The sequence below is a fragment of the Blastococcus sp. SYSU DS0753 genome (assembly GCF_054051175.1).
Window position 1 is genome coordinate 1 of sequence record NZ_JBJHAT010000050.1, and the last position, 2,992, is coordinate 2,992.

General features: G+C 73.4%; 3 protein-coding genes. All 3 read left to right on the plus strand.

Features of this window, described 5'->3' with window-relative positions; genetic code table 11:
- Positions 1-165 precede the first annotated feature (165 nt).
- The 3 genes from ACI799_RS21005 to dapB are packed head-to-tail and all read left to right on the plus strand — an operon-like array spanning position 166 to position 2,617.
- Positions 166-1,422 (plus strand): M16 family metallopeptidase, encoded by a 1,257-nt coding sequence (locus ACI799_RS21005; protein WP_456591308.1) that lies wholly within the window; start codon positions 166-168, stop codon positions 1,420-1,422.
- A gap of 1 nt (position 1,423) precedes the next feature.
- A complete protein-coding gene (locus ACI799_RS21010) occupies positions 1,424-1,771 on the plus strand; it encodes a VanZ family protein (protein WP_456591307.1) in 348 nt (115 codons plus the stop codon).
- Between the two features lie 48 nt (positions 1,772-1,819).
- Complete coding sequence (gene dapB / locus ACI799_RS21015; protein WP_456613859.1) at positions 1,820-2,617, plus strand: 4-hydroxy-tetrahydrodipicolinate reductase; 798 nt, start codon at positions 1,820-1,822, stop codon at positions 2,615-2,617.
- Positions 2,618-2,992 lie beyond the last annotated feature (375 nt).

The following is a 2,992-nucleotide window of genomic DNA, read 5'->3' on the forward strand; positions in this document are numbered from 1 at the left end:
GCCGCCCCCCCCCCCGCCCCCCCCGCGCCCCCCCCCCCGCCCGCGCCGGGCGGCGCTAACCCGCCCCGCCAGCCCCCCGCCGGCCCCGCGCCGCCCCCCCCCCCCCCCCCCCCGGTTCCCGTAGGGACGACCGCGCTGCTCGACCTCGACGAGGTCGGCGGCCGGGTGGAACGCACCGAGCTCCCGGGGGGCCTGCGGGTGCTCACCGAGAGCATGCCGGGCGTGCTGTCGGCGACGCTCGGCATCTGGGTGGGCGTCGGGTCGCGGGACGAGACGCCGGCCGTCGCCGGCTCGTCGCACTTCCTGGAGCACCTGCTGTTCAAGGGGACGACGTCGCGCGGCGCGCTGGAGATCGCGACGGCCATGGACGCGGTCGGCGGTGAGATGAACGCGTTCACCGCGAAGGAGCACACCTGCTACTACGCGAACGTGCTCGCCAGCGACCTGCCGCTCGCGGTGACGTTGCTGGCCGACCTGGTCACCGACGCCACCAACACCGCCGCGGACCTGGAGTCGGAGCGGACGGTGGTGCTCGAGGAGATCGCCATGCGCGACGACGAGCCCTCCGACGCGGTGCACGACCTGTTCGCCGAGGTCCTGTACGGCGACACCTCCCTGGGCCGCTCGGTGCTCGGCACCGTCGAGTCGATCGAGGGGCTCACGCGGGACGACGTCGACGGCTGGTACCGGTCCCGCTACGCCGTGCCCTCGATCGTCGTGACCGCGGCCGGGCGGGTGGAGCACCAGCAGGTGCTCGACCTCGTGGCGAAGGCCTTCGGCGACCGGCTCTCCGGCGCCGGCCGCCCGGCGCCCCTGCGCACCGGGGACCTCGTCCTCGAGCGGCCGGCGCGGCCCACCGGACTGATCTCCCGCCGGACCGAGCAGACGCACCTGTTGCTCGGCACGCCCGCCATGGGCCGGCAGGACGAGCGCCGTTACGTGGCCGCAGTCCTCGACGCCGCCGTCGGGGGTGGCATGAGCTCGCGGTTGTTCCAGGAGATCCGCGAGAAGCGGGGCCTGGTGTACAGCGTCGGTTCGGCGCTCACCCACTACGCCGGTGCGGGCGCGTTCTCCGTCTACGCCGGCTGCTCGAAGAAGCGGGTGCCCGAGGTGCTGCGGCTGATCCGCGAGGAGCTCGGCCGGGTGGCGGTCGACGGGCTCACCGCCGACGAGGTCGCCCGGGCCCGGGGTCAGCTCAAGGGTGGGTTGGTGCTCGGGCTCGAGGACACCGGCTCCCGGATGAGCCGGCTCGGCAAGAGCGAGCTCTCCTACGGCGAGTACGTCCCGGTCCGGGACGTGCTGGCCCGCATCGAGGCGGTCGACGAGGGGCAGGTCCGCTCGGTGGCGGCCGAGCTGTTCGGCCGGGAGACCTGCCTGGCCGTGGTCGGCCCCTACCGTGAGTCCGACCTCGACCGGCTCTGACGTGCGCGACGGAGGGCAGGCACTGCCCCAGGTGGCGTTCGGCCTGGTGCTGGCGGCGTCCCTGGTGATCCTCTTCCTGCCCTCCTCGGGCGTGCCCACCGCACCGCCCGGGACGGACAAGGCGGTGCACCTGGCGCTCTTCGCCGTGCTCGCGGCCACGGGCCGGTGGGCCGGGGTGCGGACGCCGCGGCTGGCCGCGGGGCTCGTCGCCTACGCCGTCCTCAGTGAGCTGGTCCAGGGGCTCGCCCCGCTGGGCCGTTCCGCCTCGGTGGCGGACGGCGCCGCCGATGTCGCCGGCGTCGCCGTCGGGCTCCTGGTCTGGCACTGGCGGGAACGCCGGGCACGCTGATCCGGACCCTGTCTTGCATCGGGACGCCGGGCCGGGAAACCTGGCCGCGTGACGACGAGCCCGACCGGCCAGCAGCCCACCTCGACCGATGCGGGGTCCCCGCTCATCCCGGTGGGGGTGCTCGGCGCCCGCGGCCGGATGGGCACCGAGGTGGTCAAGGCGGTGAACCAGGCCGACGACCTCGAGCTGGTGGCGATGGTCGACGACGGCGACTGGCTGTTCAACGTGGCCGACGCCGGAGCGCAGGTCGTCGTCGACTTCACCCGCCCCGACGTGGTCATGGACAACATCCGGTTCTGCATCGACAACAACATCCACTGTGTCGTGGGGACGACCGGCTTCGACGAGGCCCGTCTGGCCACCGTGGCCGAGTGGCTGGAGCCGAAGCCGGAGGTGGGCGTCGTCATCGCGCCCAACTTCGGCATCGGGGCGGTCCTGCTCATGCGCTTCGCCCAGGAGGCGGCCCGCTTCTTCCCGTCCGTCGAGGTCGTCGAGCTGCACCACCCCAACAAGGTGGACGCCCCCTCGGGGACGGCGCTGCGCACCGCCCGTCTGGTGGCGTCGGCCCGCCGGGCGGCCGGGATGGCCCCCGTCCCCGATGCGACGACCGACGAGCTCCCGGGTGCGCGCGGCACCGATGTCGAGGGGGTGCACGTTCACGCGGTCCGGCTCGCCGGGCTGGTGGCGCACCAGGAGGTGCTGTTCGGGGCGGCGGGGGAGTCCCTGACCCTGCGGCACGACTCGTACGACCGCGCCTCGTTCATGCCGGGTGTGCTGCTCGCCGTCCGGGAGATCGGCCGGCGCCCCGGCCTGACGGTGGGCATCGAGAACTTCCTGGGGCTCTAGAAGGACCCCGTCCTCCTCACGCCTCGCAGGCTCGGCGCGAGCCTCTGGACGGGGCCGGTCCAGCACGTCACCGAGGGGTGGCGCGCGTCACGGGACCCGGGCTTGCGCACCGGCCGGAGAAGTCGTGTATGGTTCTCCATGCGCCGCGCGGCCCGGAAGGGCCGCCGGACCGGGGCCCGGGTAGCGGGCCACTGGAAACCGGCGTAGAGTTGGACATCCAGCCAGGAACGAAGCCCGCGAGGGTCTAGTTCTTGCGCGTCCGCTCCTTGAGAACTCAACAGCGTGCCGAAAGTCAGTGCCAAGTAATACCCCGTGCCCTGGCCACTGTGTGGTTGGGGCTGGGATTCCTTTGGTTGATTGATATCGCGAGTGTCA